This window comes from Agrobacterium sp. CCNWLW155, assembly GCF_036888815.1.
Lineage (GTDB): Bacteria > Pseudomonadota > Alphaproteobacteria > Rhizobiales > Rhizobiaceae > Agrobacterium > Agrobacterium radiobacter.
In genome coordinates this window covers 158971-183905 of sequence record NZ_JBAKFW010000010.1, presented here as the reverse complement: position 1 = coordinate 183905, position 24935 = coordinate 158971, and the positions used below count along the sequence as shown (strand labels likewise).

Annotated in this window: 25 protein-coding genes; 17 read left to right on the top strand and 8 right to left on the bottom strand. The window is 59.1% G+C overall.

Annotated features, from left to right (window positions below; translation table 11 throughout):
• The first annotated feature begins 338 nt into the window (after window positions 1-338).
• The 3 genes from hrpB to V6S97_RS23485 all read left to right on the top strand — a co-directional run bounded on the left by hrpB (window position 339) and on the right by V6S97_RS23485 (window position 4802).
• The gene (hrpB, locus tag V6S97_RS23495) at window positions 339-2804 is read left to right on the top strand and encodes an ATP-dependent helicase HrpB (protein ID WP_442886097.1); all 2466 of its coding nucleotides are present in this window, start codon (window positions 339-341) and stop codon (window positions 2802-2804) included.
• A gap of 29 nt (window positions 2805-2833) precedes the next feature.
• A complete protein-coding gene (gene actS / locus V6S97_RS23490) occupies window positions 2834-4141 on the top strand; it encodes a two-component system sensor histidine kinase ActS (RefSeq protein ID WP_077998710.1) in 1308 nt (435 codons plus the stop codon).
• Between the two features lie 73 nt (window positions 4142-4214).
• Complete coding sequence (locus V6S97_RS23485) at window positions 4215-4802, top strand: ActR/PrrA/RegA family redox response regulator transcription factor (RefSeq protein WP_003505397.1); 588 nt, start codon at window positions 4215-4217, stop codon at window positions 4800-4802.
• 6 nt (window positions 4803-4808) lie between these two features.
• Here V6S97_RS23485 and V6S97_RS23480 read toward each other — a convergent pair whose 3' ends face one another.
• The gene (locus tag V6S97_RS23480; RefSeq protein WP_004444350.1) at window positions 4809-5294 is read right to left on the bottom strand and encodes an MmcB family DNA repair protein; all 486 of its coding nucleotides are present in this window, start codon (window positions 5292-5294) and stop codon (window positions 4809-4811) included.
• A 183-nt stretch (window positions 5295-5477) separates the two neighbouring features.
• Between V6S97_RS23480 and V6S97_RS23475 the strand changes: the two genes are divergently transcribed.
• Window positions 5478-6191 carry a L,D-transpeptidase gene (locus tag V6S97_RS23475; protein WP_003505393.1) on the top strand — a complete coding sequence of 238 codons (714 nt, stop codon included), beginning with the start codon at window positions 5478-5480 and terminating at the stop codon, window positions 6189-6191.
• A 78-nt stretch (window positions 6192-6269) separates the two neighbouring features.
• Here the strand turns inward: V6S97_RS23475 and V6S97_RS23470 are convergent, their stop codons facing one another.
• The 4 genes from V6S97_RS23470 to hslV all read right to left on the bottom strand — a co-directional run bounded on the left by V6S97_RS23470 (window position 6270) and on the right by hslV (window position 11630).
• A complete protein-coding gene (locus tag V6S97_RS23470; protein WP_003505392.1) occupies window positions 6270-8438 on the bottom strand; it encodes a malate synthase G in 2169 nt (722 codons plus the stop codon).
• Window positions 8439-8557: 119 nt separating this feature from the next.
• A complete protein-coding gene (locus V6S97_RS23465; RefSeq protein ID WP_003505391.1) occupies window positions 8558-9523 on the bottom strand; it encodes a DUF1402 family protein in 966 nt (321 codons plus the stop codon).
• A gap of 199 nt (window positions 9524-9722) precedes the next feature.
• Window positions 9723-11030 carry an ATP-dependent protease ATPase subunit HslU gene (gene hslU / locus V6S97_RS23460; RefSeq protein ID WP_003505390.1) on the bottom strand — a complete coding sequence of 436 codons (1308 nt, stop codon included), beginning with the start codon at window positions 11028-11030 and terminating at the stop codon, window positions 9723-9725.
• Between the two features lie 75 nt (window positions 11031-11105).
• Window positions 11106-11630, bottom strand: a complete 525-nt coding sequence (hslV, locus tag V6S97_RS23455) for an ATP-dependent protease subunit HslV (RefSeq protein WP_003505389.1) — start codon at window positions 11628-11630, stop codon at window positions 11106-11108.
• Window positions 11631-11830: 200 nt separating this feature from the next.
• On the opposite strand from hslV, the gene hisB reads away from it, so the two are divergent.
• From hisB to coaA, 7 genes are read left to right on the top strand one after another with little or no spacing between them, the layout of a single operon-like run.
• Window positions 11831-12427, top strand: a complete 597-nt coding sequence (gene hisB / locus V6S97_RS23450; RefSeq protein WP_003505388.1) for an imidazoleglycerol-phosphate dehydratase HisB — start codon at window positions 11831-11833, stop codon at window positions 12425-12427.
• Between the two features lie 22 nt (window positions 12428-12449).
• Complete coding sequence (locus tag V6S97_RS23445; protein ID WP_003505387.1) at window positions 12450-12944, top strand: DUF2628 domain-containing protein; 495 nt, start codon at window positions 12450-12452, stop codon at window positions 12942-12944.
• A 1-nt stretch (window position 12945) separates the two neighbouring features.
• Window positions 12946-13596, top strand: a complete 651-nt coding sequence (gene hisH / locus V6S97_RS23440; protein ID WP_003505386.1) for an imidazole glycerol phosphate synthase subunit HisH — start codon at window positions 12946-12948, stop codon at window positions 13594-13596.
• A 1-nt stretch (window position 13597) separates the two neighbouring features.
• Window positions 13598-14341: a 1-(5-phosphoribosyl)-5-[(5-phosphoribosylamino)methylideneamino]imidazole-4-carboxamide isomerase gene (hisA, locus tag V6S97_RS23435; protein ID WP_003505385.1), complete on the top strand. Its 744-nt coding sequence runs from the start codon at window positions 13598-13600 to the stop codon at window positions 14339-14341.
• Window positions 14338-15114, top strand: coding sequence for an imidazole glycerol phosphate synthase subunit HisF (hisF, locus tag V6S97_RS23430; RefSeq protein ID WP_003505384.1), 777 nt, complete (start codon window positions 14338-14340; stop codon window positions 15112-15114). Before hisA ends, hisF begins: the two co-directional genes overlap by 4 nt.
• Window positions 15115-15129: 15 nt before the next feature.
• Complete coding sequence (locus tag V6S97_RS23425; RefSeq protein WP_003505383.1) at window positions 15130-15453, top strand: phosphoribosyl-ATP diphosphatase; 324 nt, start codon at window positions 15130-15132, stop codon at window positions 15451-15453.
• Window positions 15450-16451 carry a type I pantothenate kinase gene (gene coaA, locus V6S97_RS23420; protein WP_020010676.1) on the top strand — a complete coding sequence of 334 codons (1002 nt, stop codon included), beginning with the start codon at window positions 15450-15452 and terminating at the stop codon, window positions 16449-16451. Before V6S97_RS23425 ends, coaA begins: the two co-directional genes overlap by 4 nt.
• A 49-nt stretch (window positions 16452-16500) precedes the next feature.
• Here the strand turns inward: coaA and lysM are convergent, their stop codons facing one another.
• The 3 genes from lysM to V6S97_RS23405 all read right to left on the bottom strand — a co-directional run bounded on the left by lysM (window position 16501) and on the right by V6S97_RS23405 (window position 19183).
• A complete protein-coding gene (gene lysM, locus V6S97_RS23415) occupies window positions 16501-16950 on the bottom strand; it encodes a peptidoglycan-binding protein LysM (RefSeq protein WP_020010677.1) in 450 nt (149 codons plus the stop codon).
• Window positions 16951-17025: 75 nt separating this feature from the next.
• The gene (arfB, locus tag V6S97_RS23410; protein ID WP_003505379.1) at window positions 17026-17460 is read right to left on the bottom strand and encodes an alternative ribosome rescue aminoacyl-tRNA hydrolase ArfB; all 435 of its coding nucleotides are present in this window, start codon (window positions 17458-17460) and stop codon (window positions 17026-17028) included.
• Window positions 17461-17572: 112 nt separating this feature from the next.
• Window positions 17573-19183, bottom strand: a complete 1611-nt coding sequence (locus V6S97_RS23405) for a phosphoenolpyruvate carboxykinase (protein WP_003505378.1) — start codon at window positions 19181-19183, stop codon at window positions 17573-17575.
• A 339-nt stretch (window positions 19184-19522) separates the two neighbouring features.
• Here V6S97_RS23405 and chvI point away from each other — a divergent pair, with 339 nt between their 5' ends.
• From chvI to ahcY, 6 genes are all read left to right on the top strand, one after another.
• Window positions 19523-20248 (top strand): two-component system response regulator ChvI, encoded by a 726-nt coding sequence (gene chvI, locus V6S97_RS23400; protein WP_003505377.1) that lies wholly within the window; start codon window positions 19523-19525, stop codon window positions 20246-20248.
• A 56-nt stretch (window positions 20249-20304) separates the two neighbouring features.
• Window positions 20305-22095: a two-component system sensor histidine kinase ChvG gene (gene chvG / locus V6S97_RS23395; protein ID WP_334427805.1), complete on the top strand. Its 1791-nt coding sequence runs from the start codon at window positions 20305-20307 to the stop codon at window positions 22093-22095.
• Window positions 22085-22549 carry an HPr kinase/phosphorylase gene (locus V6S97_RS23390; protein WP_003505375.1) on the top strand — a complete coding sequence of 155 codons (465 nt, stop codon included), beginning with the start codon at window positions 22085-22087 and terminating at the stop codon, window positions 22547-22549. Before chvG ends, V6S97_RS23390 begins: the two co-directional genes overlap by 11 nt.
• Window positions 22550-22674: 125 nt before the next feature.
• Window positions 22675-23076 (top strand): PTS sugar transporter subunit IIA, encoded by a 402-nt coding sequence (locus V6S97_RS23385; protein WP_003505374.1) that lies wholly within the window; start codon window positions 22675-22677, stop codon window positions 23074-23076.
• Window positions 23077-23087: 11 nt separating this feature from the next.
• Window positions 23088-23363, top strand: coding sequence for an HPr family phosphocarrier protein (locus tag V6S97_RS23380; RefSeq protein WP_003505372.1), 276 nt, complete (start codon window positions 23088-23090; stop codon window positions 23361-23363).
• Between the two features lie 128 nt (window positions 23364-23491).
• Window positions 23492-24892, top strand: coding sequence for an adenosylhomocysteinase (gene ahcY, locus V6S97_RS23375; protein ID WP_003505370.1), 1401 nt, complete (start codon window positions 23492-23494; stop codon window positions 24890-24892).
• Window positions 24893-24935 lie beyond the last annotated feature (43 nt).

Below are 24935 nucleotides of genomic sequence, written 5' to 3'. Positions count from 1 at the left end.
TTATAAATCCACCCCACCAAACAAGTCAACACACACACCGTCAAAAAACTGACATTTTTATCAAGACATTGATATCAATACATAGTTTCGTGGTGCGCAACGGAAATGGGCAAAAAGGGGCGGAATCTTCAGACGTTTCACCACAGGCCGGATGTCTCCCCTCCATGCGTCATTGCAAATAGCGCGCCAGGAACCGCAATTTTGCCGGCGGAGCATTTGCCTTATCCTTACATACGGCTGTCAAAGCGCAGGGTCGTGCATTAGAAACGGCATATAAGACGCTTAAACCCACCCCCAATCGCCGCAGGCCTGTTTGCATGACCAGAACGTCCGTCCCTATGAAGACTGAATCGCCCGAACTTCCCGTCAGTGCCGTTCTGGGCGATATCGCCGAGGCCCTGGCCGGGGCGAAGCGCGCAGTTCTTTCAGCCCCTCCGGGCGCGGGTAAAACGACGCTGGTGCCGCTTCATCTTTTGCAGCAGGACTGGCGGGGTGACGGCAAGATCATTCTTCTCGAACCGCGCCGGCTTGCCGCCCGGGCCGCGGCCGGGCGCATGGCCGAGCTGCTTCACGAGGAAGTCGGGCAAACTGTCGGCTACCGCATGCGGCTCGACAATCGCATCTCCTCGAAAACCCGGATAGAGGTGGTGACCGAAGGCGTGTTTGCCCGGATGGTTCTGGACGATCCCGAACTTGCCGGCGTTTCGACTGTGATTTTCGACGAGTTTCATGAACGTTCGCTCGACGGCGATTTCGGACTGGCGCTTGCACTGGACGTACAGAGTGGGTTGCGAGACGATCTGCGCATCCTCGTCATGTCTGCCACTCTCGATGTCGAACGCATCAGCGCGCTCATGGCAGATGCCCCGGTCATTCAGAGCCTTGGGCGGACGTTTCCGATCGACGTCCGCTATGAGGATCGTTGGCAGGGCGTACCGGTTGAAGAAAAAGTCACCAAGGCGATTACCGAAGCCCATGGGTCGGAAACCGGCTCCATCCTCGCTTTTCTGCCGGGACAGGCGGAAATTACCCGAACGGCCGCGCGGCTGGAGGGGCGTTTTCCCAGTGATACGGATATCATCCCCCTTTACGGAAACCTTTCGCAGAAGGAGCAGGATGCAGCGATAAAGCCGGCGCCAGCCGGACGGCGCAAGATCGTGCTGGCCACCTCGATTGCCGAAACATCCATTACGATCGATGGCGTGCGTGTGGTGATCGACAGCGGATTACAGCGACTGCCCGTCTTCGAGCCGGCAACGGGAATCACGAGGCTCGAAACGGTGCGGGTGTCGCGCGCTTCCGCCGACCAGCGGGCGGGGCGCGCCGGGCGAACGGAACCCGGTGTTGCGATCCGCCTGTGGCATCAAGGACAGACGGCGGCGCTCAATGCCTTTACGCCACCGCAAATTCTGGCGAGCGATCTCGCCGGCCTTGCGCTTGATCTCGCCCATTGGGGGGTTCAGGACCCGTCTTCTCTTGCTTTTCTTGATATGCCCCCCGAAGCCGCACTTAAAGAATCGGTGGCGCTTCTCAAAAATCTGGGCGCGCTCGACAAAGGCGGCGCACTGACGCAGCGCGGTCGTCTGATGCGCGGCCTTTCGCTGCCACCGCGACTGGCAGCCATGGTGATTGCGGCGGCAAGCGAGGGTGCGGGGAAAAAGGCGGCGATGCTCGCCGTCATGTTGACGGAACAGGGGCTCGGCGGAAACGACATCGATCTCGATGAACGGCTGCGACACTTTCTTTCCGACAGGAGCGAAAGGGCGCTGGCGGCGCGGAAGCTGGCATCGAGGCTGTTCGATGCGATCGGCGACAAAACGGCGACAGCCGAATTGCCGAGTGAGGCCGGTCCACTGCTGCTGCACGCCTATCCGGACAGGATCGCACTCCAGCGTGTCGCGCGCGGACGTTATGTAATGGCCAATGGGCGGGGTGCGGAGCTTGCCGAGACCGAGCGTCTGGCGGCGAGCAAAATGCTTGTCGTGGCCGATATTACCGGACGGGCGGCGCAACCGCGCATCCTTGCGGCGGCGGGCATAGAAAGGACCGATATAGAAGAGCGGATGCCGCACCTCATCGTTCAGCAGGACCAGCTGCTTTTCGACAAGGCGAGCGGCCAGGCGCGTGCGCGAAGGGTGACGCGGCTTGGCGCCATCATCCTCGACGAAACACCCCTGCCCCGCCCCGAGGGTGAACAGGCGGCCCAGGCGCTCGCCAATGGTATCAGGGAATTCGGCATCGACATTCTTCCGTTTTCGAAAGAGACGCTGCAGCTGCGCGACAGAATCGGCTTTCTGAACGCCAGTATCGGCGACCCCTGGCCTGATGTCAGCGACGAGGCTTTGCTTTCGCGGCTGGACAAATGGTTCGTCCCTTTTCAGAACGGCGCGCGCAGCCTGCAGGACATCCGGCCCGGCAGCCTTTCCGACGGGATTCTGTCCCTGGTGCCGCATGAGGTAGGGCGCGACCTCGGCAGGCTGGCGCCCACGCATTTCGAAGCGCCGACGGGCCAGCGCCACCCCATCCGTTACGATGCCAGCGAACCGACGCTTTCCATTCGTGTGCAGGAGCTTTTCGGACTGAGGGCTCACCCATCGATTGCGCAGGGGCGGTTGCCGCTGCTCCTGGAATTGACCTCGCCGGCACACAGGCCGATACAGACGACACGCGATCTTCCCGGTTTCTGGGCGGGATCCTGGAAGGACGTGCGGGCGGATATGCGCGGACGTTATCCACGCCATCCATGGCCGGAAGACCCGGCATCGGCGCTGCCGACCAGCCGCGCAAAACCGCGCGGGACGTGATGACGATAAAGAGGGTAAAGGAGACGAAAATGGCTGGCCATTCGATCGAAACCACGAGACTTGGCCGCGCCAGCCGCAGGATAAGGCTGCAGACCATTGTCTGGCTGCGCTGGCTGGCGGTTGCCGGGCAGACGGCGACAATCCTGCTTGTCGCCTTCGGGCTCAATTTCCCCCTGCCGCTTCTGGCCTGCGGCCTCTTGATCGCGGCACTGGCGCTCGCCAACCTGTTTCTCACTGCCCGTTTTCCCTCCACCTATCGTCTGGAGCCCTGGGAAGCGACGTTGCTGCTGGCCTTCGACCTGCTGCAATTGACGGCGCTCATTTACATCACCGGTGGACTTTCCAATCCGTTCGCGCCGCTGATCTGCGTGCAGGTCATCATCGCGTTTGCCTCCCAGCCGCTTCGGCACTCGCTTATTCTTCTCGCCTTTGCCGTCATCTGCTCGACGGCGATCGCTTTTTCCCCCTTTCCGGTTCCCTGGTATCCCGGCGAGGTTTTGCCGATCCAGCTTCTGCTGCATGTCGGCACCTGGGTCGCGATCATCGCCACGACCTCGTTTGCGGCCTTTTATGCCTATCGCGTTTCGCATGAGGCAAATCAGCTGGCGGATGCGCTGGCTGCAACCGAACTGGTGCTGGAGCGGGAAAAACATCTTTCACAGCTGGATGGGTTGGCAGCAGCAGCAGCGCATGAGCTGGGCACGCCGCTCGCAACAATCAGCGTCGTCGCGAAGGAGATGGAGCGGGAACTTGGGCATGACGAAAAATTTGGCGAAGATATAGCGCTGCTGCGCAGCCAGAGCGAAAGATGCCGTGACATTCTGCGCCGGCTCACATCGCTTTCCACCGACAATGAAGAACATATGCGCCGCCTGCCGCTCTCTTCGCTGATCGAGGAGGTGATGGCCCCGCACCGGGAATTCGGCATCCGCCTCGAACTCGTTGAAAAGAGCAATCGCGCCGACGAGCCGGTCGGTATCCGCAATGCCGGTATCATCTACGGTCTCGGCAACCTCATTGAAAACGGCGTGGATTATGCGCGGGAAAAGGTCACCGTAACGGTGGATTACGATCAGCAGAACGTCGCCGTCATCATTGAAGACGACGGGCCGGGTTATGCCCATGACGTGCTTGCCCGTATCGGCGAGCCCTATGTGACCGAACGTCACAACGACACAAGGGCGGGTGGGCTCGGGCTCGGGCTTTTCATCGCCAAGACTCTGCTGGAGCGCTCCGGCGCCAGTGTCACCTTTGAAAATCGCGGCACTAGCGAAAAGGGAGCAAGGGTCACAATCGTCTGGCCTCGAGCGCTTATGGACGATAAAAGAAACCGTTGACTTTACCATCCACGTTGAAGCGGCGATAAGAAGAAGAAAACAAAGCCGACGAAGTTGCCGGAAGGCCGCAAACATGAAGACAGAAGACCAGAACAACTCCACCGGCGCGCCAACGGACGACGGCGATCCGATCGGGCCCGACAGATCGCTGCTGATCGTCGATGATGACGGCCCGTTTTTGCGCCGGCTTGCCCGGGCAATGGAAACACGCGGCTTTGCCGTCGATACGGCCGAGACGGTGAGTGACGGTATAGCCCGTTCCAGGGCTGCGCCGCCGAAGTATGCGGTGGTCGATCTGAGGCTTGCGGATGGCAATGGTCTGGAAGTCATCGAGGCGATCAGGCAGAACCGGGACGATACGCAGATCGTCGTTCTGACCGGCTATGGCAATATTGCAACCGCCGTTACCGCCGTAAAACTCGGAGCGCTGGACTATCTGGCCAAACCCGCCGATGCGGACGATGTCTTCAATGCGCTGACGCAGCGCAAGGGTGAAAAGACCGAAGTTCCCGAAAACCCCATGTCGGCAGACCGGGTTCGGTGGGAGCATATTCAGCGTGTCTATGAAATGTGCGAGCGCAACGTTTCGGAAACGGCACGCCGGCTCAATATGCATCGGCGCACCTTGCAGCGCATTCTCGCGAAACGCGCCCCAAAGTAACGATACTTATTCGCCAAAGCTGCGCCCGGTTGTCCATTCTGCCAGCATCAACCGGGTCGCGGCGGTTCTCGAGAAATCCAGCATCACCGATTTGCGGGTCGCCGGCGGCAATTTATGTTCCGGCGCATCGCGCAGCATATGGGCACCATATCCATCCGAGAGGATCAGCCCGCATTCCTCCGGGAATATGTCGGTCGGAACCTCCGGGTGGGTGGCGAAGAACAGCCGATCGCAATGCAGGCGATATTCCGGCCATTTGCGATCGACACGGAAATCCTCGATGGAGGATTTGATTTCGATGATCCAGATTTCACCCTTGACCGACAGACTGATGAGATCGGCCCGTCGCCCGCTTGCAAGCGGCAGCTCCGGCAGCACCGAATGGCGCATTTCGTGCAGAAGCACCTGAACGCCGCGACGCACCAGCATCGCCTTGTCCGACTGGCGGCCGTCGATTAACGGATTATTGTTGGTAACGGAAAGAATAGTCATGGATAAAGGCTGCTGAAGCGTTTGGCCTATTGTTGCAAAAAGGCAATCAACCGGCAATTTTAAAGGCACAACCGTCTCGCGGCGGCGCAACGGCTTGCCAAGAGCGGCTGAATGGAAAATAACCGATTTATCCAATTAAGCCTACTCCTTCGCACAATTTGGCGAATTTTCCGCGAGAACGACATGCGCATCCGCACCCCATTGACCTTACTCGGTCTGACGGCAGCACTGGCTCTGGCCGGCTGCGCCGAAACTACCTCCCAATCCTCCGCTCCGACCTCCGGCAAGATCGCAGCGTCTGTTCCGGTTGCTGACCCCGTTCCGGCGAAGGTCGAAACGGTCCAGATCTTCAACGATGTTTACGGTGCCGTGACCGATGCGGGCTATGCGCTGCCGGCCATTCCGATCAACCGTGTCAACGAGAAGTATCGCCGTCAGATTGTCGAATTCCAGACATCCGAACGCGCCGGCACCATCATCGTCAACACGCGCGAGCGTTACCTCTATTACATCCTCTCCGGCAACCGTGCGGTTCGTTATGGCATCGGCGTCGGCAAGGCGGGTTTCGCCTGGGCCGGTGAAGCCTATGTCGCCTGGAAGCAGGAATGGCCGATGTGGCATCCGCCGAAGGAAATGGCGGACCGTAAGCCGGAAGTGGCCAAATATGTTGAGGCCGGCATGGGCCCGGGCCTTTCCAACCCGCTCGGCGCGCGCGCCATGTATCTCTTCAACGAAAAGGGACAGGACACGCTGTTCCGCATCCATGGTTCGCCCGAATGGGCCTCGATCGGCACCGCCGCCTCTTCCGGCTGCATCCGCATGATCAACCAGGACGTCATCGACCTATACAGCCGCGTCCGCCCCGGCCGCAGCACGAAAGTCGTCGTGATCCAATAAAGATCAGATACCGGACAAGAAAAAGCCGCCGTGGATTTCCCCCGGCGGCTTTTTTGTTTCTCAGGACTGCTGACGGTGTCAGGCCGCCTGTTTGGCCTTCAGTTCCAGACGACGACGGTGCAGAACCGGTTCGGTGTAACCATTCGGCTGTTCGCGGCCCTTCAGCACCAGTTCGACAGCCGCCTGAAATGCCACCGATCCGTCGAAATCGGATGCCATCGGCAGATAGGCCGGATCGTCGGCATTCTGCGTATCGACCACGGCGGCCATGCGCTTCATGGTCTCGACGATCTGTTCCTCTGTCACCACGCCATGGCGCAGCCAGTTCGCCATATGCTGCGCGGAGATGCGCAGCGTGGCGCGGTCCTCCATCAGCCCGATATTGTTGATATCAGGCACCTTGGAGCAGCCGACGCCCTGATCGACCCAGCGCACGACATAGCCGAGAATACCCTGCGCATTGTTGTCGAGTTCACGCTGGATTTCTTCCGGCGCCCAGTTGGGACGCGGCGCGACCGGCACGGACAGGATATCGGAAAGCTTCGCGCGGCCGCGGCTTTTCAGTCCTTCCTGGACGGCGGCGACATCGACCTTGTGATAATGCGTGGCATGCAGCGTCGCTGCGGTCGGTGACGGCACCCAGGCCGTGTTGGCGCCGGCCTTCGGATGCGCGATCTTCTGCTCCAACATCGCCGCCATCAGATCCGGCATGGCCCACATGCCCTTGCCGATCTGCGCATGGCCGGAAAGGCCGCATTCGAGGCCGATATCAACGTTCCAGTTCTCGTAAGCGGCGATCCATGCCGCCTGCTTCATGTCGCCCTTGCGGATCATCGGACCCGCTTCCATCGAGGTGTGGATTTCGTCACCGGTGCGGTCGAGGAAGCCCGTATTGATGAAAACGACACGATCCTTCGCGGCGCGAATGCTTTCCTTGAGGTTGATCGTGGTACGACGCTCCTCATCCATGATGCCCATTTTCATGGTGTTCGGCGCCATGCCGACAAGCTTTTCGACCCGGCTGAAGATTTCGTTGGCGAAGGCCACTTCCTCCGGCCCGTGCATCTTCGGCTTGACCACATACATCGAGCCGGCGCGGGAATTCTGACGACGCCCGGACGGACCGACATCATAAAGAGCGATCAGCGCCGTGACGACGGCATCCATGATGCCCTCAGGCACCTCGCGGCCGTCCCTGTCGAGGATCGCCGGATTGGTCATGAGATGACCGACATTGCGCACCAGCATCAGGGAACGGCCCGGCAGCGTCAGCGCCGCGCCATCGGGAGCCGTGTAATAGCGATCCGGATTGAGGCTGCGGGTGAAGGTCTTGCCGCCCTTCGAAACCTCCTCCGTCAGGTCGCCGCGCATCAGGCCAAGCCAGTTGCCGTAAACCAGCACCTTATCCTCGGCGTCGACGGCGGCAACCGAATCCTCACAATCCATGATGGTCGTCAGCGCCGATTCAAGAATGACATCGGAGATGCCCGCCTTGTCGCCCTTGCCGATTTCGGTCGAGGGATCGATGACGATTTCGGTGTGCAAACCGTTCTTGCCAAGCAGGATCGTTGCAGGCTTTGCCGCCTCGCCGCTGAAACCCTTGAACTGGGCTGCATCCGTGAGGCCAGTCTTGGCGTCGCCGGTGGCGAGCTGCAACAGGCCATCCTCGATCTTGAAACCGGTCACATCGGACCAGCTTCCCGTCTCCAGCGGCGCGGATTCATCGAGGAAGTTGCGAGCCCAGGCGATGACCTTCTCGCCGCGCCTTGGGTTATAGCCCCTGCCCTTTTCCGCACCGTCAGCATCGGAAATGGCGTCCGTGCCGTAAAGCGCGTCGTAAAGCGAACCCCAGCGGGCATTCGCGGCATTCAGTGCATAACGTGCATTCATAACCGGAACGACGAGCTGCGGACCGGCAACGGCAGCAATTTCAGGGTCGACGTTGCTGGTTTCCACCTTGAAGCCGGGGCCTTCCGGCAGCAGATAGCCGATTTCCTTCAGAAATCCCTCATAGGCAGCAAAATCTACCGGAGCGCGATTCTGCCGATACCAGCCATCCAGTTTTTCCTGCAGGGCGTCGCGCTTTGCCAGCAATTCACGGTTCTTCGGAGAAAGCTCGTGAACAATGGTCGAAAAACCTTCGAAGAACGCCTCACTGTCCAGACCTGTGCCCGGCAGGACGTCGTCAGTCAGAAAGGCATAAAGCCTGTCATCGATGGAAAGACCGAATTTATTCGTGCGGCTCACATGCGCCTCCTCTATTCTGGAGATACAGATTGGACGCGGAGACGGGCGCTCGTCAATTGCGGCAGGCAGCCAAATATTATTTCCGTTTTGGAAACAATGGAGCCGATAGTCGTCTTTTTCTACAAAAGCGCCTGCAGATCCTTGAGGCGGTCGTTCACCAGCCAGCCGTAGTAGTTTTCTTCCGGTAACAGCGGCTGTTCCCCGCCCGAGGCGCGTTGGCGGTTCTTCTGGGCAAGGGCGGCAGCACGCTGCTGCGACCCGCCGACATTATAAAGCGTGGAGGTCACACCCGGATTTTTCGAAATATCCATGTCGGCAATCGACCGGTAATCATCGATAGACTTGCGGATGGAGGCGGCCATGAAGGCGAGTGACCGGTCCGGGTCCATGATCGCCGTATAGACCGCTGTGGCATCGTTTTCATCCAGCCTCTCGTAACCGGAGGTTCTCGACACCATGTCGGACAACATCAGCGCCGTCAGCGGGTTGATCTGGCCGAGGCCAAAGGTCTGGCCGGCATAAAAGGGCTGGAAGAATACGGCGCTGAAACGGTTGTTCGGATAGGCCACGCCATCGACGGTCTTACCACGGAAACTGTCGTCCCAGACATCTTCACGGCAATTCCAGAGGCTGTAGGAATCCTTTTTCGACTGGCATTTGGCAAATTGCGAATGCGTCAGAAACTGCGCGATGGTTTCGTCCTTGTAGCCGAAACGGAAGCTGCCGCCGGCATAGGAGGCGGCCTTGACGTAATAGGACTGCAGCCGGTCATAAGCGTCGACATTATAGGTATGTTCGCCGACGATCGCGCCGATCATATGGATCGGATCGATGCCGTAGCGCCCGGCCGTCGACTTGATCTTGGCGATCAGGGCCTTGTCGGAGGACAAAAGCTCGATGACCTTCTGGTATTTGCGCTCGAAAGACGTGTTGGACGCCTTGGTTCTTTTTGCGGAAGCGCCGGGAACACCCGGCTGTTCGGCATTGCGATTGCCCGGCGGAACGACCGTCGCGGCTTCGACGTAAGAAGACGCGGTGACGGTGACCGCCAAAGCAGCGGCAAATGCCAGAAGAGTTTTGCGCACGAGCGAATGCCTTTTCTCAAGCCTGCGGTTTCCGCCAGCGAAATACGCTGGGAAAACCGGATCATTCCACTAAAGCGGTTCCAACCGGAATGCAGCCCTTCCCATAAACAAAATGCGGGTTGAATGCGAGACAAGGCGGATAAAATAAAAGAGTGCGGCAAATATGGCCGCACTCTTCTTTCTCGGATCCCCGAAGTCTTCAGAGAATATAGCGCGACAAATCCGTGTCCGCGGCGAGATCGCCCACATGTTTTTTGACATATTCCTGGTCGATCTTGATGGCGGAGCCGCCGCGATCCGGCGCGTTGAAGGAAATCTCGTCCAGAACACGCTCCATCACCGTCTGCAGACGGCGCGCACCGATGTTCTCGACCGACGAATTGAGATGAACGGCCACATCGGCCAGAGCATCGATTGCGTCATCGGTGAAATCGAGATCCAGTTCCTCCGTCGCCATCAGCGCCTTGTACTGGCGGATAAGGCTTGCTTCCGTTTCCGTCAGGATACGGCGGAAATCCTCCTTGGTCAGCGGCTTCAGCTCGACGCGGATCGGCAGGCGGCCCTGAAGTTCGGGCAGGAGGTCCGAAGGCTTCGCCACATGGAACGCGCCCGATGCGATGAACAGCACGTGGTCGGTTTTGACCGGGCCGTACTTCGTCGAAACCGTGGTGCCTTCGACAAGCGGCAGCAGGTCGCGCTGCACGCCTTCACGCGAGACGCCGGCGCCCATGCCACCGTCGCGGGCGGCGATCTTGTCGATCTCATCGAGGAAGACGATGCCGTCATTTTCGACCGACTTCACCGCCTCACGCTGGATCATTTCATTGTCGAGCAGCTTGTCGGATTCGTCGCGGATGAGATCGGCATAGGATTTGGACACTGTCGTGCGCACCTTCTTGGTGCGTCCGCCCATGGCCTTGCCGAACATTTCCGACAGGTTGAGAACGCCGATATTGGCGCCCGGCATGCCGGGAATTTCGAAACCGGGCATGCCCGAGCCGCTATCCGCCACCTCGATGTCGATTTCCTTGTCGTCCAGCTCGCCGTCACGCAGCTTCTTGCGGAAGCTTTCACGCGTGCCAGGCGATGCGGTTGCACCAACCAGCGCGTCAAGCACCCGTTCTTCGGCGCTCTGATGCGCCTTGGCCTGCACTTCGGCGCGCTTCTTTTCACGCACGAGGCCAATGCCGATTTCAACCAGATCGCGGATGATCTGTTCGACATCGCGTCCGACATAGCCGACTTCGGTGAACTTCGTGGCTTCGACCTTGATGAAGGGGGCACCAGCAAGCTTGGCGAGGCGGCGCGAAATCTCGGTCTTGCCGACACCGGTCGGTCCGATCATCAGAATATTCTTGGGCATGACTTCATCGCGCAGGCTCTCATCGAGCTGCTGGCGGCGCCAGCGATTGCGCAGCGCGATTGCGACCGCACGTTTGGCCTCATGCTGGCCGATGATGAAGCGGTCGAGTTCCGAGACTATTTCCCGGGGAGAAAAAGTTGTCATTCTATCCTCTCGGCTTTCCTGCTACGGCCGGCCATCCAGGCCCGGCCCACAGGACCCATTGGTGAGAAATTGAGCTTACTCAGCGTCGAGGGTTTCGACGACGAGGTTGTGGTTGGTATAAACGCAGATATCGGCCGCAATATCGAGCGACTGGCGCGCCACCTCTTCGGCCGACTTGTCCGTGTCCATCATGGCGCGGGCGGCGGCAAAGGCATAATTACCGCCGGAACCGATGGCGATCGCGCCGTGTTCCGGTTCCAGCACATCGCCATTACCGGTGATGGCAAGCGTGGTTGTTTTATCGGCCACCAGCATCATTGCTTCGAGGTTGCGCAGATATTTATCCGTCCGCCAGTCCTTCGCAAGCTCGACGGCGGCGCGCATGAGCTGCCCCGGATATTGCTCGAGTTTCTTCTCAAGACGGTCGAGTAGTGTGAAGGCATCCGCCGTCGCGCCGGCAAAACCGGCAATCACTTCACCTTTGCCGATGCGGCGAACCTTGCGGGCATTGCCCTTCATAACCGTCTGGCCAAGGCTCACCTGGCCATCGCCAGCCATGACGACCTTGCCGCCCTTTCTGACTGTAATAATTGTTGTCATCAAACACCTGTCTGCCCTGCCGGGCCTGGGGTTAACGGGCCGGATACGGCCCTTCTCGGGTTCTATGTAAGTTTGCTTTTCGCGATTGCAATCTTCGCGGCGACGCACCGTTTTCCGCATGTCATGCAAGACGATGGAACAACTGGATATTTGTGTCCCGTGCTGATAAGGAACGGCAACATTTTCACGGAGCGGCCAAAATGGCAGAACGTAAAGGCGAGATTATCCGCAACACCAACGAAACCGCGGTTTCGGTGCGCGTGGATATCGACGGCACCGGCAAGTCGACAATTTCCACCGGCGTGGGATTTTTCGACCATATGCTGGACCAGCTCAGCCGCCATTCGCTGATCGACATGGAGATCGAGGTCAAGGGCGACCTGCACATCGATGACCACCACACCGTGGAAGATACCGGTATTGCCATCGGCCAGGCGATTGCCAAGGCGCTGGGCGACCGGCGCGGCATTACCCGTTATGCCTCGCTCGATCTTGCCATGGACGAGACGATGACCAAAGCCGCCGTCGATATTTCCGGCCGGCCCTTCCTCGTCTGGAACGTCAATTTTTCCGCACCGAAGATCGGCACCTTCGATACCGAGCTGGTGCGTGAGTTCTTTCAGGCGCTCGCCCAGAATGCCGGCATCACGCTGCATATCCTGAACCATTACGGCGCCAACAACCATCATATCGCCGAAACATGCTTTAAGGCCGTTGCCCGCGTTCTTCGCACGGCAACCGAGATCGACCCCCGGCAGGCAGGCCGCGTTCCCTCGACAAAGGGCATGCTGGCCTGACGCCAAAGCTGTCAGGAAGCCCATGACAAGCTATCTCGTTCTGGAAGCCCCCAACGGGCCGGACAGGGACCACAAGACGACCCGCTTCATTGCCGACCGTTTCGTCTGGCTGGCCCTGATTGCGCCCTGGCTTTGGCTCGCCATCAATCGCCTGTGGCTGGCAACGGCGGTGGTTATCATCGCGCTCCTTCTGGCCGGACGGGTATCGATATTAGCCGGATTCGAACCGGTTGGACTTCTCTGCGGTTTCACCATCGGGCTCATCACGGCGCTGGAGGGACGCGATTTTCTCGTCCGGCACCTGATCCGCAAAGGCTGGAAGCTGACGTCAGTCGTTTCCGCCCCTGATCTTTCGAGCGCCGAAGACATATATTTCTCCGGTCTCTCCGAAACCGCCGAAACGGCGGAACAGCTGTCCCAGCCGGTCTGGTCTCCTTCGCCGCAAAATAGAGGCGACAAAAACTTCGTCAACGATCCCGCAGGATCGTTTCTTTTCGACTTGAATGGAAGGCGCTGACATGCGTGTCGCGATCATCGACTACGGTTCGGGCAATCTGCGTTCGGCCACCAAAGCTTTCGAGCGTGCCGCCCGCGAAGCCGGCATCAATGCAACCATCGACCTGACCGACAAGCCGGATCACGTCGCCTCGGCAGACCGCATCGTCCTGCCGGGCGTTGGTGCCTATGCGGATTGCCGGGCGGGTCTCGAAGCCGTTCCCGGCATGCATGAGGCGCTCATCGAAGCCGTCGAGAAAAAAGCGCACCCCTTCCTCGGCATCTGCGTCGGCATGCAGCTGATGTCCTCGCGCGGACTCGAAAAGACTGTCAGTACCGGACTCGGCTGGATTGAGGGTGACGTCGTGGAAATGACGCCGTCCGACCCCAGCCTCAAAATCCCGCAGATCGGCTGGAACACGCTGGAAATCCGCCACGCTCACCCGCTTTTCGACGGCATCAAGACCGGAGCGGATGGGTTGCACGCCTATTTCGTGCATTCCTATCATCTGTCGGCAAAGCACTCGACGGATGTCATCGCCACCACCAACTACGGTGGCGCGATGACGGCTTTCGTCGGTCGCGACAATATGGCGGGCGCGCAGTTCCACCCGGAAAAAAGCCAGACGCTCGGCCTTGCCCTGATTTCCAATTTCCTGCGCTGGAAGCCCTGACATGATTCTTTTTCCCGCAATCGACCTTAAAGACGGCCAGTGCGTTCGCCTGAAACTCGGCGATATGGACCAGGCCACCGTCTACAACGAGGACCCCGGCGCACAGGCGAAGGCCTTCGAGGACCAAGGCTTCGAATGGCTGCATGTGGTTGATCTCAATGGCGCGTTCGCCGGCCAGACAGTCAATGGCGAGGCGGTCGACGCCATTCTGAAAGCGACGAAAAATCCGGTGCAGCTCGGCGGTGGCATCCGCACGCTCGATCATATTGAAGCGTGGCTGAGCCGTGGGCTTGCGCGTGTCATTCTCGGCACCGTGGCGGTGCGCGATCCGGTTCTCGTTCTGGAAGCCTGCAAGCGTTTCCCCGGCCAGGTCGCCGTCGGCATCGATGCCAAGGGTGGCAAGGTTGCCGTGGAAGGCTGGGCGGAAGCGTCCGAACTCGGCGTCATCGAACTGGCCAAACGCTTTGAAGGTGCCGGCGTCGCCGCCATCATCTACACCGATATCGATCGTGACGGCATTCTGGCCGGCATCAACTGGGCCTCGACGCTGGAACTGGCGGATGCCGTCTCCATCCCGGTCATCGCCTCCGGCGGCCTTGCCTCCATCGAAGACATCAAACGCATGTTGCAGCCGGATGCCGCAAAGCTCGAGGGTGCGATTTCAGGCCGCGCGCTTTATGATGGGCGCATCGACCCTGCCGAGGCGCTTGCCCTCATCAAGGCCGCGAAGGAGGTACGCGCATGACCCTCAAAGCCCGTGTTATTCCCTGCCTTGATGTCAAAGACGGCCGCGTCGTCAAGGGCGTGAACTTCGTCGACCTGATCGATGCCGGTGACCCCGTCGAAGCGGCGAAAGCCTATGACGCGGCGGGAGCGGATGAGCTCTGCTTTCTCGACATCACCGCCTCCTCGGACAATCGCGATACGATCTTCGATGTCGTCTCGCGCACCGCCGATCATTGCTTCATGCCGCTGACCGTCGGCGGCGGGGTCCGCGCCGTTGCTGACATCCGCAAGCTGCTCCTTTGCGGCGCCGACAAGGTTTCCATCAATTCTGCGGCGGTGAAGGATCCTGACTTCGTGGCGCAGGCGGCCGACAAGTTCGGCAACCAGTGCATCGTCGTTTCCATAGACGCCAAGCGCGTTTCGAAGGATGGGGAAGCCGGCCGCTGGGAAATCTTCACCCATGGCGGACGCCAGCCGACCGGGATCGACGCCGTGGAATTCGCCATCAAAATGGTCGAACGCGGCGCGGGTGAATTGCTCGTCACCTCGATGGACCGCGACGGCACCAAAAGCGGATATGATATCGGCCTGACGCGCAGCATTGCCGATCAGGTTCGCGTGCCCGTCATCGCCTCGGGCGGCGTCGGAACACTGGATGATCTGGTGGCTGGCGTTCGCGATGGCCATGCAACTGCGGTACTTGCCGCCTCCATCTTCCATTTCGGCACCTATTCGATCGGTGAAGCCAAGAGCTACATGGCCGAGCATGGCATCGCCATGCGTCTCGACTGATTGCAGGAACTTCTCATGAGCGCATTTTCCCTTTCCGATCTGGAACGCATCGTCGCGACCCGTGCCGCTGCCTCTCCTGACGAATCCTGGACGGCCAAGCTGGTTGCTGCCGGCCAGGAACGCGCGGCGAAAAAACTCGGCGAAGAGGCGGTGGAAGCCGTCATCGCAGCCATTGCGAAAGATCGCGACGGGCTGAAGAACGAAGCCGCCGATCTGCTTTACCATCTGCTGGTGGTGCTGAAGATTGCCGACATTCCGTTGGACGAGGTTTTTGCCGAGCTGGAGCGCCGGACCGGTCAAACCGGCCTTGCGGAAAAGGCGGCGAGGCCGACATCATGAATGTCGAGGCAGGCAGCGGGGAGAGAGGCATGCCGAGCACACTCGATCATTTCCGGCCGGATGAATATTCGCCATACCACTTCTACAGTTCGGAAGAATGGGCGAAGTTTCGCGCTGACACGCCACTGACGCTTTCCGCCGATGAGGTCAAACGCTTGCGCTCGCTGGACGACCCGATCGATCTGGACGAAGTGCGGCGCATTTACCTGTCGCTGTCGCGCCTTTTATCCTCGCATGTCGAGGCGTCACAGCTGCTTTTCGAGCAGCGCAACCGCTTTCTCAATATGGCTGACGTCAACAAGACGCCCTTTGTCATCGGCATTGCCGGCTCTGTGGCGGTTGGCAAATCGACGACGGCGCGTATCCTGAAGGAGCTTCTGGCGCGCTGGCCCTCCAGCCCGAAGGTCGATCTCATCACGACAGACGGATTTCTTTATCCGAATGAGGTTCTGCGGCGCGAAAACCTGATGGAGCGCAAGGGCTTTCCCGAAAGCTACGATATCGGCGCGCTCCTGCGTTTCCTGTCGGCGATCAAGGCGGGCCAGCCCAATGTGAAAGCACCGCGCTATTCGCACCTGACCTATGACGTTCTGCCGAATGAGTTCACTGTCATCGACCAGCCGGATATTCTGATCTTCGAAGGCATTAATGTACTGCAATCGCGCGACCTGCCGGCGGGGGGGCGGATTGTGCCGATCGTTTCCGACTTTTTCGATTTCTCGATCTATATCGACGCGGACGAGGACCTCATTCACAACTGGTATGTGAACCGGTTCATGAATCTCAGAAAAACCGCCTTCCGCGATCCCAATTCGTTCTTCAACCGTTATGCCTCGATCAGTGAAGAAGCCGCGCTCAGCATTGCCGAAGGCCTCTGGCAGAACATCAACCTGAAGAACCTGCGCCAGAACATCGTGCCGACGCGCCCGCGCGCCGATCTTATCTTGCGCAAAGGCAAGAACCACCTGATCGATACGGTGGCGCTTCGCAAATTGTGAAAGATGCCGCACAAGGCGGCATCTCCATTGCAGCGGTTAAGAGCCGCTACTACGCAAGGTCGGGAATACGCAGAACCTGGCCGGGATAAATCTTGTCGGGATGGGTCAGCATCGGCTTGTTCGCTTCGAAGATGATGTTGTTCTTCGCGCCATTGGCCTTGCCATATTGCGCTTCAGCGATCTTCCAGAGATTGTCGCCCTTCTTGACCGTATAGAACACCGGCTCCTTCGCGGGCGCTTCGGCCACTTTCAACTCACCCGCCTCGACCTTGGAAATGCCGAGCGTATTGCCGACCGCGATAACCGCCTTTTCGAAGACCGACTGATCGGCCACTTCGCCCTTCAGAACGACCTTGTCGTCTACCACCTCGACCTGAACCTTGTCCGTGCCGAGATCGTGGGAAGCGAGTTCCTTCTTGACCGCTTCGACATCGGGCGCATCATCGCCGCCGATACCGAGCTTCTTTCCCGCTTCCTTGATGAAATTGAACAGACCCATAGCACCCTCCTTGGTTGTAGGGAGGCTTACCAGACGATATTTGAAGCTCTATGACAAGCGCGAAACATTTGGCCCCTATTCGCCCGAGGGCTTGCCGCGCATTTTCTTGATATCGGAGCGGCCGGACTTCGCCTTCAGGCGGCGCTCGACCGAGCCCTTGGTCGGCTTGGTGGCCTTACGCACCGGCGGCGGCGGGGCGGCGGCTTCGAGGATCAGCTCCTTCAGCCGTTCGCGCGCATCTTCGCGATTGCGCTCCTGGCTGCGAAACCGGCTCGCCTCGATCATCAGCACGCCTTCTTTCGACACACGCCTGCCACCGAGGCGCAGGGCATTGGTCTTCACCCGGTCCGAAAGAGACGGTGAATTGGCAATGTCGAAAAACAGCTGAACCGCCGTCGAGACCTTGTTGACGTTCTGGCCGCCCGGCCCGCCGGCCAGCACGAATTGCTCCGTCAGCTCCCAGCCGGCGATGGTGATACGGTTGCTGATGTAAAGCGGGTCGCTGGCCATGATCTTTCTCCGCGCCGGTGATGCCACAGATCGCAAAAAATGAAAACAGCGGAGAAAACGAAAGAACCCGGCACAAGGCCGGGTCCCCTCCTCCTCACGAATGAGGCTCTATTTATTCAGCCGCAAGCAGCAGGCCCGGTGCAGCATCGCGAACCTTGCTATCGACGTGATCTTCGAACTTGGTGAAGTTCGTGACGAACATCGACACCAGTTTCTTCGCCTGCGCGTCATAGGCTGCGCCATCGGCCCAGGTCGAACGCGGATCGAGGATCGCACTGTCGACGCCATCAAGCGACAGCGGCACTGCGAAACCGAAATTCGCGTCGGTGCGGAATTCCGCATTCTTCAGGTCGCCGGTCAGCGCTGCCGTCAGAAGCGCGCGGGTCGCCTTGATGGGCATGCGCTTGCCGATGCCGTAGGCACCGCCGGTCCAGCCGGTATTGACCAGCCAGCAATCCACGCCGTGCTTGCCGATCAGCTCGCGCAGCAGGTTGCCATATTCCGCCGGGTGGCGTGGCATGAAGGGTGCGCCGAAGCAGGTTGAGAACGTCGCTTCCGGCTCCGTCACGCCCTTTTCCGTGCCGGCAACCTTTGCGGTGTAACCGGAGAGGAAGTGGTACATGGCCTGTTCCGGCGTCAGCCGGGCGATCGGCGGCAACACGCCGAAGGCATCTGCCGTCAGCATGATGATGGTCTTCGGATGACCGGCAATGCCCGTTTCCGATGCATTCGGAATGAAGTGCAGCGGATAGGCGCTGCGGGTGTTTTCCGTCAGCGAGTTGTCGTTGAAGTCGGGAACGCGGTTTTCGTCCAGCACCACGTTTTCGAGAACTGTGCCGAAACGGCGGGTCGCGGCGTAGATTTCCGGCTCGGCTTCAGCCGAAAGCTTGATCGCCTTGGCATAGCAACCACCTTCGAAGTTGAAGATGCCGTGCTCGCCCCAGCCATGCTCGTCATCGCCGATCAGCGTGCGCGACGGATCGGCCGACAGCGTGGTCTTGCCGGTGCCGGACAGGCCGAAGAACACGGCGGAATCACCTTCTGGACCGACATTGGCCGAGCAATGCATGGGCATGACGCCCTTGGCCGGCAGGAGATAGTTGAGGACTGTGAAGACCGACTTCTTGTTTTCACCGGCATAGGAGGTGCCGCCGATGAGGACAAGACCATTGGTGAGATCGCAGGCGATGACGGTTTCCGAACGAACGCCGTGACGGTCCGGATCGGCCTTGAAGCTCGGCAGGTTGATGATGGTGAGCTTCTGTTTGAAACCCGCCAGTTTTTCCTGCTTCGGTCGGATAAGAAGGTTGCGAATGAACAGCGAATGCCAAGCAAGCTCGGTGACGACGCGTGTCGGCAGTTCATTTTCTTCATCGGCGCCGCCGATCAGATCCTGCACGTAAAGCGTCTTTCCGGCGGCATGGGCCAGCATGTCCTGACGCAGCAACTCGAAATTTTCCGGCGACAGCGGCTTGTTGTTGTCCCACCAGATGGTGTTCTCGGTGGAGGCATCGCGGACGACGAATTTGTCCTTCGGCGAACGACCCGTATGCTGGCCGGTGACGGCGCGAAGCGCACCATCGATGGTCAGTTCGGCCTCGCCGTTGCGGATCGCTTCTTCGTATAATTCGCTCTCATTGAGGTTATAAAAGACGCGGGAGGCGTCACCCAGTCCGAGTTCCGCAACTCCATTGGCAGGATTATGAACCCCAAGCTCGTTCATGACGCGTTCCTTGTTAATGACGATAAGGCCGTTGAAATTTCCACGGAAAATACGTGGCGGCTTTTGGAAACGCAAGAGCCAGACTTTAAAAAACTTAGTGATTTCAATATATTAATCGATTTAAAAGATTTTATTTCTTTTTAAATCGGTTGAAGACGCATTAAAATCCAACTGCGGCCTTTCCACAAAATCCCCTCGCTCCAGCCCGGCGATTTGGCAGCGAGTTTTCCTTTGCCACAATTTGTTCCACCTTTATACTCAAGAGAGTGGCTCGCGGCGCACAACCTTGGCTGGGTGAATGTCGGGAGTTACGAGAAAATGACGATGGAGACCAACTATATGCAGACGATCGCGCTTGTCGACGACGACCGGAATATTCTGACTTCGGTATCGATCGCGCTCGAAGCCGAAGGCTACCGGGTCGAAACGTATACGGACGGCGCTTCCGCGCTTGACGGGTTGATCGCCCGTCCGCCGCAGCTCGCCATTTTCGATATAAAGATGCCACGCATGGACGGCATGGAGCTTTTGCGGCGTCTTCGCCAGAAGTCGGATCTGCCGGTTATCTTCCTCACCTCCAAGGATGAAGAGATCGACGAATTGTTCGGCCTGAAGATGGGCGCCGACGACTTCATCACCAAGCCCTTCTCGCAACGCCTTCTGGTGGAACGCGTGAAAGCCATCCTGCGCCGCGCCAGCAGCCGCGAGGCTTCCGCCGCAACCGGCAGCGTGCTGAAGCCGACCGCCGATCAGCAGGCGCGCACGCTCGAGCGCGGGCAGCTCGCCATGGACCAGGAACGCCACACCTGCACCTGGAAGGGTGAGCCGGTGACGCTGACGGTCACCGAATTCCTCATCCTGCATTCGCTGGCGCAGCGGCCCGGCGTGGTGAAAAGCCGCGACGCGCTGATGGATGCGGCCTATGACGAACAGGTCTATGTGGATGACCGCACCATCGACAGCCACATCAAGCGTCTTCGCAAGAAGTTCAAACTCGTCGATGGCGACTTCGATATGATTGAAACGCTTTATGGCGTAGGATATCGCTTCCGCGAAGCGGCCTGAACCGGCGCGCAAATCGGAAGAGACCACCCGAAGAGTGGTGGTGAGGACTTGAATACGTGTTGAAGAAAACGCCGGAAACCGTCTCGGATAGTGACGATGCCGAAGAACGCGGCAGCGAACGCCGCCATCGTATCCATCCGCTGACGATCATCCGGCGCATTTTCGGCAATGCGGTGTTTTCCAGCCTCACGCGCCGCATTCTTTTCTTCAACGTTGCGGCGACGGTGGTTCTGGTCGGCGGCATTCTCTATCTCAACCAGTTCCGCGAAGGGCTGATCGACGCACGGGTGGAAAGCCTGTTGACGCAGGGCGAAATCATTGCCGGTGCGGTCTCGGCTTCCGCCTCCGTCGATACCAATTCGATCACCATCAATCCGGAAAAGCTGCTCGAATTGCAGGCGGGGCAGAGCATTACCCCCGCCCCCAATGACGAGGACCTGAGTTTCCCGATCAATCCGGAGCGGGTGGCGCCGGTGCTGCGGCGGCTGATCTCGCCGACGCGTACCCGCGCACGGCTGTTCGATGCCGACGCCAACCTGCTGCTCGATTCCCGCCATCTTTATTCGCGCGGTCAGGTTCTGCGCTTCGATCTGCCGCCAGTGACGCCGGAGACGCAGACCTGGGGCGACTGGTTCACCAGCATGTTCAACCGCATGCTGCAGCCCAGCAGCCTGCCGCAATATAAGGAAGCGCCGGGTGGCGACGGCTCGATCTATCCGGAAGTGATGAATGCGCTGACGGGTGTTCGCGGCGCTGTCGTGCGCGTCACCGAAAAGGGCGAACTGATCGTTTCTGTGGCTGTGCCGGTACAGCGCTTCCGGGCCGTGCTCGGCGTTCTGCTTCTGTCGACGCAGGCGGGCGATATCGACAAGATCGTGCATGCGGAGCGCCTTGCGATCATGCGCGTCTTCGGCATCGCCACCCTGGTCAATATCGTGCTGTCACTGCTCCTGTCCTCCACCATCGCCACGCCGCTGCGGCGCCTTTCGGCCGCCGCGATCCGAGTGCGCCGCGGCGCAAGGACGCGTGAGGAAATACCGGATTTCTCGGCGCGCCAGGATGAGATCGGCAACCTTTCGATTGCGCTGCGTGAAATGACGACGGCGCTCTACGACCGTATCGATGCCATCGAAAGTTTCGCCGCCGATGTCAGCCATGAACTCAAAAACCCGCTGACCTCGCTGCGCAGCGCCGTGGAAACCCTGCCGCGCGCCAAGACCGAAGAGTCCAAGCAGCGTCTGACCGAGATCATCTTCCACGATGTCCGCCGTCTAGACCGCCTGATCAGCGACATTTCGGATGCGTCGCGGCTCGATGCCGAGTTGGCGCGCGCCGACGCCTCGCCGCTCGATCTCGATGTTCTGATGAAGGGTCTGGTGGAAATATCCCGCCAGATAAGCAGCAAAAAGAAAAGCGTGACGATCGACTATTCTGTCGACCGGAAAGCGGGCGCAAAGACCTCGTTCGTGGTCAACGGCCACGATCTCCGTATCGGCCAGATCGTTACCAACCTCATCGAGAATGCGCGCTCCTTTGTTGCCGAGGAAAGCGGGCGCATCACCGTGCGCCTTTCCCGTCACAAGGATCGCTGCATCGTGCAAGTGGAGGACAACGGCCCCGGCATTCAGGCGGAAGATATCGACCGGATCTTCGAGCGCTTTTACACCGACCGGCCGGCGAGCGAAGGGTTCGGCCAGAATTCAGGCCTTGGCCTTTCCATCAGCCGGCAGATCGCCGAAGCCCATGGCGGCAGTCTCCGGGCGGAAAATGTCGTTGACAAATATGGCGTGATTTCCGGCGCGCGCTTCACCCTGTCGCTGCCGGCGGCCGAAACCCATGAACGCTGAACGCTTCAACCTTCACGCCACTGCCATCGTCGTTCAAAACACCGGCATCCTCTTTGCCGGACCATCGGGCAGCGGCAAAAGCGAGCTTGCCTTCAGCTTCCTGACGGAGGCTGAACGCTGCGGATTGCCGGCCGCACTGATCGCGGACGATCAGATTTTCGTGTATCGCGACGGCGAAACCATCATCGCCGAGCGGCCGGAAACAATCGCCGGCCTGCTGGAATTGCGCGGCAGCGGCATTGTTTCGTTGAAAAGCATTGCGCGCGCGCCACTACATTTTGCCGTCACGACAGTTCTTTCACCTGAAAATCCAAGACTTCCAGAAGATGACGAGGTGTTGTTGCTACCCTGCGGCGGGCATCTTCCGCTCTTACGTATTCCGCTTTCCAGTCTTACGCCCTATGGAAAATTTGCTGCACTTGCTCAGAATCTTTTTAAAACGAATGTGAAGTGACCGTGATTCAGGCGATTTTAGGCTTGCGATTCGCATTTTCCTCATCAAGATGAAATCCCACCGATGGACAGGATTGCCGCGTTGCGATAGTCGGCAATGAGAGTGCGTGTGCAAGGGAGCATTTCATGATCGGACTAGTGCTTGTCACCCATGGCAAGCTGGCTGAGGAGTTTCGCCATGCGTTGGAGCATGTCGTCGGTCCCCAGAAATTGATCGAGACGGTCTGTATCGGTCCCGAAGACGACATGGATCAGCGCCGGCAGGACATCATCGACGCCGTTGCGCGTGCCAATGATGGCAATGGCGTCATCATCCTGACGGACATGTTCGGCGGCACGCCCTCCAATCTCGCGATTTCCGTCATGAACAACGGCAATGTCGAAGTCATCGCCGGGGTTAATCTTCCCATGCTGATCAAGCTTGCCGGCGTTCGCAGCGAAGATAACATGGACAAGGCCCTTCAGGATGCATCCGATGCCGGCCGCAAATATATCAACGTCGCCAGCCGCGTTTTGAGCGGTAAATAAGAAGTCAGCCCATGTCGCCATTTACCCGGGAACTACCGATCATCAATAAACGCGGTCTTCACGCCCGGGCATCCGCCAAATTCGTGCAGATGGTCGAAGGTTTCGACGCGACGATCACGGTTTCCAAAGACGGCATGACCGTTGGCGGCACCTCGATCATGGGTCTTATGATGCTGGCCGCAAGCCCCGGATGCAGCGTCTATGTCGAGGCGAGCGGCAATCAGGCGAAAGAAGCGATCGAAGCGCTCGAGGCGCTGGTCGCCGACCGCTTCGGTGAAGAAGCCTGAGCCGGCACCATATAAAGACATAAAGACTTCTTTATATCATCATTGCCAGATCGTTCGTGGCCTGCTAAACCGCTGCTACGTTTAAAAGCCGGGCCGCAAGGCGCGGCGTTTCTGATCTGGAGAACTTCATGAGCCTTGAGAAGGACTACATCGTCGCCGATATCAACCTTGCCGCGTTCGGCCGCAAGGAGCTGGACATTGCCGAAACCGAAATGCCGGGCCTGATGTCCTGCCGCGCGGAATTCGGCGAAAGCAAGCCACTGAAGGGTGCACGTATCACCGGTTCTCTTCACATGACGATCCAGACCGGCGTTCTCATCGAGACGCTGAAGGAACTGGGCGCGGATGTTCGCTGGGCCTCCTGCAACATTTTCTCGACGCAGGATCATGCGGCGGCGGCAATTGCGGCGGCCGGCATTCCGGTCTTCGCGGTCAAGGGTGAAAGCCTGACGGAATATTGGGAATATACCGACAGGATCTTCCAGTGGGCCGATGGCGGCCTCTCCAACATGATCCTTGACGATGGCGGCGACGCCACCATGTATATCCTGCTCGGCGCACGCGCTGAAGCCGGCGAGGACGTTCTGTCCAATCCCGGTTCGGAAGAAGAGGAAATCCTCTTCGCGCAGATCAACAAGCGCCTCAAGGCTTCGCCTGGCTGGTTCACCAAACAGCGCGACGCGCTGAAGGGTGTAACGGAAGAAACGACGACCGGCGTTCACCGTCTTTACGATCTCAGCAAGAAGGGCCTGCTGCCCTTCCCGGCCATCAACGTCAACGACAGCGTCACCAAGTCCAAGTTCGACAACAAATACGGCTGCAAGGAATCGCTGGTAGACGGCATTCGCCGCGCAACCGACGTGATGATGGCTGGCAAGGTTGCCGTGGTCTGCGGTTACGGCGATGTCGGCAAGGGTTCCGCCGCCTCGCTGCAGGGCGCTGGCGCCCGCGTGAAGGTCACGGAAATCGACCCGATCTGCGCGCTTCAGGCCGCCATGGACGGTTTCGAGGTCGTTCGCCTGGAAGACGTTGTGTCTTCCGCTGACATCTTCATCACCACCACCGGCAACAAGGACGTTATCCGCATCGAGCACATGCGCGAGATGAAGGACATGGCCATCGTCGGCAATATCGGCCATTTCGACAATGAAATTCAGGTTGCTTCGCTGCGTAACCTCAAGTGGACAAACATCAAGCCACAGGTCGACATGATCGAGTTCCCGAAGGGCAACCGCATCATCCTGCTGTCCGAAGGCCGCCTGCTGAACCTCGGCAACGCCACCGGTCACCCGTCCTTCGTGATGTCGGCGTCCTTCACCAACCAGGTGCTGGGCCAGATCGAGCTCTTCACCAAGCAGGGCGAATACAAGAACGAGGTTTACGTGCTGCCGAAGCACCTCGACGAGAAGGTCGCACGCCTTCATCTCGAGAAGCTTGGCGTGCGCCTGACCGAACTTTCCGACCTTCAGGCTGATTATATCGGCATCTCGAAGGAAGGTCCGTTCAAGGCTGAACACTACAGATATTAATATCATAGTTAATATCCACTGAAATTACACAACATCTAGATGC

Excerpts from the sequence above, each read along its gene's own strand:
- ahcY (WP_003505370.1), top strand. The coding sequence starts at position 23,492 with ATGAGCCTTGAGAAGGACTACATCGTCGCCGATATCAACCTTGCCGCG.
- hisB (WP_003505388.1), top strand. The coding sequence starts at position 11,831 with ATGGCAGAACGTAAAGGCGAGATTATCCGCAACACCAACGAAACCGCG.
- V6S97_RS23475 (WP_003505393.1), top strand. The coding sequence starts at position 5,478 with ATGCGCATCCGCACCCCATTGACCTTACTCGGTCTGACGGCAGCACTG.
- actS (WP_077998710.1), top strand. The coding sequence starts at position 2,834 with ATGGCTGGCCATTCGATCGAAACCACGAGACTTGGCCGCGCCAGCCGC.
- hisF (WP_003505384.1), top strand. The coding sequence starts at position 14,338 with ATGACCCTCAAAGCCCGTGTTATTCCCTGCCTTGATGTCAAAGACGGC.
- hslV (WP_003505389.1), bottom strand. The coding sequence starts at position 11,630 with ATGACAACAATTATTACAGTCAGAAAGGGCGGCAAGGTCGTCATGGCT.
- chvI (WP_003505377.1), top strand. The coding sequence starts at position 19,523 with ATGCAGACGATCGCGCTTGTCGACGACGACCGGAATATTCTGACTTCG.
- V6S97_RS23385 (WP_003505374.1), top strand. The coding sequence starts at position 22,675 with ATGATCGGACTAGTGCTTGTCACCCATGGCAAGCTGGCTGAGGAGTTT.
- V6S97_RS23405 (WP_003505378.1), bottom strand. The coding sequence starts at position 19,183 with ATGAACGAGCTTGGGGTTCATAATCCTGCCAATGGAGTTGCGGAACTC.
- V6S97_RS23425 (WP_003505383.1), top strand. The coding sequence starts at position 15,130 with ATGAGCGCATTTTCCCTTTCCGATCTGGAACGCATCGTCGCGACCCGT.
- lysM (WP_020010677.1), bottom strand. The coding sequence starts at position 16,950 with ATGGGTCTGTTCAATTTCATCAAGGAAGCGGGAAAGAAGCTCGGTATC.
- V6S97_RS23480 (WP_004444350.1), bottom strand. The coding sequence starts at position 5,294 with ATGACTATTCTTTCCGTTACCAACAATAATCCGTTAATCGACGGCCGC.
- hisH (WP_003505386.1), top strand. The coding sequence starts at position 12,946 with ATGCGTGTCGCGATCATCGACTACGGTTCGGGCAATCTGCGTTCGGCC.
- V6S97_RS23390 (WP_003505375.1), top strand. The coding sequence starts at position 22,085 with ATGAACGCTGAACGCTTCAACCTTCACGCCACTGCCATCGTCGTTCAA.
- hrpB (WP_442886097.1), top strand. The coding sequence starts at position 339 with ATGAAGACTGAATCGCCCGAACTTCCCGTCAGTGCCGTTCTGGGCGAT.
- hisA (WP_003505385.1), top strand. The coding sequence starts at position 13,598 with ATGATTCTTTTTCCCGCAATCGACCTTAAAGACGGCCAGTGCGTTCGC.
- arfB (WP_003505379.1), bottom strand. The coding sequence starts at position 17,460 with ATGGCCAGCGACCCGCTTTACATCAGCAACCGTATCACCATCGCCGGC.
- V6S97_RS23445 (WP_003505387.1), top strand. The coding sequence starts at position 12,450 with ATGACAAGCTATCTCGTTCTGGAAGCCCCCAACGGGCCGGACAGGGAC.
- hslU (WP_003505390.1), bottom strand. The coding sequence starts at position 11,030 with ATGACAACTTTTTCTCCCCGGGAAATAGTCTCGGAACTCGACCGCTTC.
- coaA (WP_020010676.1), top strand. The coding sequence starts at position 15,450 with ATGAATGTCGAGGCAGGCAGCGGGGAGAGAGGCATGCCGAGCACACTC.
- V6S97_RS23380 (WP_003505372.1), top strand. The coding sequence starts at position 23,088 with ATGTCGCCATTTACCCGGGAACTACCGATCATCAATAAACGCGGTCTT.
- V6S97_RS23485 (WP_003505397.1), top strand. The coding sequence starts at position 4,215 with ATGAAGACAGAAGACCAGAACAACTCCACCGGCGCGCCAACGGACGAC.